This is a genomic window from Roseibium sp. (assembly GCF_025698965.1).
Classification (GTDB): Bacteria; Pseudomonadota; Alphaproteobacteria; order Rhizobiales; family Stappiaceae; genus Roseibium.
The window spans coordinates 1-3,094 of record NZ_JAILWL010000618.1; the positions used below are offsets into that span (position 1 = coordinate 1).

3 protein-coding genes are annotated in these 3,094 nt (G+C 54.8%); 2 read left to right on the forward strand and 1 reads right to left on the reverse strand.

Features of this window, described 5'->3' with window-relative positions:
* On the forward strand, positions 1-581 hold a 581-nt coding region (locus K5905_RS30580; protein ID WP_297591495.1), incomplete at its 5' end, for an ATP-binding cassette domain-containing protein.
* A gap of 56 nt (positions 582-637) precedes the next feature.
* Positions 638-1,981, forward strand: coding sequence for an HlyD family type I secretion periplasmic adaptor subunit (locus K5905_RS30585; protein WP_297591496.1), 1,344 nt, complete (start codon positions 638-640; stop codon positions 1,979-1,981).
* A 120-nt stretch (positions 1,982-2,101) separates the two neighbouring features.
* Here the strand turns inward: K5905_RS30585 and K5905_RS30590 are convergent, their stop codons facing one another.
* Positions 2,102-2,635: a hypothetical protein gene (locus K5905_RS30590; protein ID WP_297591497.1), complete on the reverse strand. Its 534-nt coding sequence runs from the start codon at positions 2,633-2,635 to the stop codon at positions 2,102-2,104.
* Between the last annotated feature and the right edge of the window lie 459 nt (positions 2,636-3,094).

The following is a 3,094-nucleotide window of genomic DNA, read 5'->3' on the forward strand; positions in this document are numbered from 1 at the left end:
CGGGTAATGTCCGGCTCGATCATATGGATCTCCGAAATTGGGATCCGCGTCAGTTCGGCGAGAGCGTTGGCTATCTGCCGCAGGACGTGCAGCTCTTCCCCGCTACGATCAAGGCCAATATCGCGCGTATGCGTGAGGATGCGACGGACGATCAGATTTTTGACGCGGCTGAAACAGCCGACGTGCACGAAATGATTTCCCAGTTTGCTGCGGGATATGAAACCCAGATCGGCGTTGATGGCGCACCACTATCCGGTGGTCAGAAACAGCGTATCGGCCTTGCCAGGGCCTTCTTCGGAGATCCACGCATGGTTGTGCTCGACGAGCCGAACTCCAACCTGGATGTTCCTGGCGAACGTGCACTTGCGCGCGCTTTGATGCGGGCCAAAGCCAAGGAAATCACGGTAATAGCAATTACTCAGCGTCCGAGTCTTCTGAAGAATGTCGACAGGATCATGATGTTGAAAGAAGGCACCGTTCAGGCCTTTGGTCCGCGCGATGAAATGATGAGAATGTTGAAAAACAGCAATGGCAGCGGCGGTACGCTGGAAGGCAGCAAAGCGCCTCCGACACCGCAGTAAGAGCAAAAGACCATCAGCGGACTTGTAAGGGTTTGCGATAGCAGGAGTTTGAATTCATGTCCTATCTGGCACTTAGCAAGGAATGGGACCATCAAATCAGCAAGACCAGCCGAAAGGTGAAAATCTTTGGCTACAGTCTTCTTGGAGCGTGCGTCTTCGGTTTCGGTGTCTGGGCCAATGCGGCTCCGATCACCGGCGCCGTAGTTGCCTCGGGAGTGTTCGTGACAACCGGCGAAAACAAGATCGTCCAGCATTTCGAAGGCGGTGTTATCAAGGATATCAAGGTGCGCGAGGGAGACCGCGTTCAGCCCGGTCAGACGCTTATCGTTCTGGATGACGTGGCGCCGCGGGCCGAATTGCGCAGGCTAGAGTTGCGTTTCACCCGATTGAAGGCGATGGAGGCACGCTTCCAGGCTGAGATGAACTGGAACCCCAAAATCGAGATGCCCGAAGAAGTTCTCAAACAGCGTGAAAACGACACGGAAGTCAAAGCGATCATCGATGCACAGAGTCTCACATTCAAGGCGCGCAGAGATACGCTCGTCAGTGAGATTGCAACTCTGGATGACGGCATCAATGCGCTTCAGGAACGCATCACGGGCAGCACCGTACAGCTTCAGGCGGTCAAGGATCAGCTTGCATTGATCGATGAAGAGCTGGTGGATAAATCGGCGCTTTTGAAAAGTGGACTTATCCGGAAGCCTGAACTTCTCGCGTTGCGCCGGGCCAAAGCCAATCTTCATGGCGAAATCGGACGCCTGACGGGTGAAATCGGTGATGCGCGCGAACGCATTTCCCGCATCCGGGAACAGATTCAGGTGGCTCGCAACACCGCAATCAAACAGGCGGTCGATCAATTGCATGAGGTCCATTCCGAACTTGATGACGTGCGTGAGCGCGCCCGGTCGGCCAGGGCCGTCATGAACCGGGTCAACATAACGGCGCCGGTTGAAGGTATTGTCGTGAAACTGCGTTATCACACGTCCGGTGGCGTTATCGAGGCGGGCAAGAACATTCTCGAGATCGTTCCACTGCAGGAGGAACTGCTTATCGAGGTTCCCGTCCGGCCGCAGGACATCGACAATGTGCGTAGCGGTCAACGGGCGACGATCCGACTGACAGCGCTGAGCCAGCGTGTCACACCAATGGTGGAAGGTACGGTGATCTATATTTCGGCGGATGCGCTGCCGAATGACATCACCGGCCGGCAATCGACTGGCGAGGACGCGTACGTTGCTCGTGTGCGCCTCGACCAGGAGGCGAGGGAAGTCGTTCGCAATTTCACACCGACACCGGGTATGCCGGCAGAGGTCTTCATTACAACGTCTGAGCGGACATTCTTTGAATACCTGACCAAGCCAATCCAGGATTCAATGACGCGGGCATTCCGGGAGTCGTAATCGCATTCCGGCCGTTGGACGCAGCAATTGAAAACCGGTGCGCAGTTGAATGCGCACCGGTTTTTTAGCTTGTTCGTGAAAGGATGAAGGCTTTTTGATTTCCGGAACCTGCCAGGGCAATCAGTGCTGCCAACCTTCGTGCCTGTCCGCAGATGATGGAAATGCAATGCTGAGAAGAGGGCGCTCGAAATATTCCGACCACAGCGCGTGGATTTCGGTGTCATCCAGCATGCGGCGTGTTCCGCCGGTTTCAACCGTACCGTCCAGGTCCGGATTTCCGGAATTGAACCAGTGAAACCCGCTCTGGGCCGTCAGGGCGGATTCAAGTTTTCCGGCATTGTGGCAGCCGCGCATGAAGTCGCGATGACCATTGGCGCTCAACAGGCAGGCCTCCTCACCAACAAGCTGACCCGGAAGCCCGGTAATTTCCTGCCAGGCATCAGCCTGAACGATGCCGAGGGCTTCGGATCCAATGGTGTCGACGCGGCGTTGAGCAATGAGTGTGATCAACATAGTCAGAAAGCCGACCATATACGCATCCATCCAGCGGTCGTCTGATATGTTCCCGTTGGCAAAACGGGTTCGTTCCACCAACGGCCGGATGGTGGCGACAGCGGCCTTTCTGGCCCGTCTGCTCTTCCAGAGTTCCAGCATGGCGTCTTCCTAACCTCGCCAGCTGCATCGATCTGTTATCCCGCCAACAAATGCGCAAGGTTGACCGATGTCCAAGTTATTGAAAACAAGAATAACATTTCTGAGGAGGATTGAGGAATCGGAAAGCGGAAAATGTCGGGTTTTCTGGAAGAAAAGTGGCTCAAAACCTACTATTTGATCTGGTCTGGAGCGATGTCGTGCAAGATAGGAAGGCACAATACATGGTTGGGCCGATGACCGCCCGCACTGAGCCTGGCTTTGAAACGTTGTGCAGTATCGGTTTGCATCGATTGCAAGGTCGCCAGCTTTGTTTCATCTTGCAGAATGTGTTGGTTGTTGCGCTTCCCGAATGCATTTTGATTGACGTATGTCAGAGAGCTGCGCGAAATTGACCTGGTGCGGAGGATAGATGGTCAAGCCAACAGTACATGATATTGCAAGGGAAGCCGGCGTAAGTCT